The sequence below is a fragment of the Pantoea sp. ME81 genome (assembly GCF_903970985.1).
Taxonomy (GTDB): Bacteria; Pseudomonadota; Gammaproteobacteria; order Enterobacterales; family Enterobacteriaceae; genus Pantoea; species Pantoea communis.
The window spans coordinates 1-227 of record NZ_CAJCKS010000382.1 but is presented as its reverse complement, the minus strand read 5'-3'; the positions used below and the strand labels follow the sequence as shown (position 1 = coordinate 227).

The window sequence follows — 227 nt, the reverse complement described above, 5'->3', positions numbered from 1 at the left end:
TCGAATCCCTGCACCCCAGCCAATTAAAGACAATTTGAAAACGCATTATTGGGGTGTCGCCAAGCGGTAAGGCTCTGGTTTCTGATACCAGCATTCCGGGGTTCGAATCCCTGCACCCCAGCCAATTAAAGACAATTTGAAAACGCATTATTGGGGTGTCGCCAAGCGGTAAGGCTCTGGTTTCTGATACCAGCATTCCGGGGTTCGAATCCCTGCACCCCAGCCAA

General features: G+C 51.1%; 2 tRNA genes. Both read left to right on the top strand.

Annotation, left to right across the window (positions count from 1 at the left end):
• The first annotated feature begins 49 nt into the window (after window positions 1-49).
• Window positions 50-124 (top strand) — tRNA-Gln (locus H7A81_RS27505).
• Between the two features lie 27 nt (window positions 125-151).
• Window positions 152-226, top strand: a tRNA-Gln gene (locus tag H7A81_RS27500).
• Window position 227 lies beyond the last annotated feature (1 nt).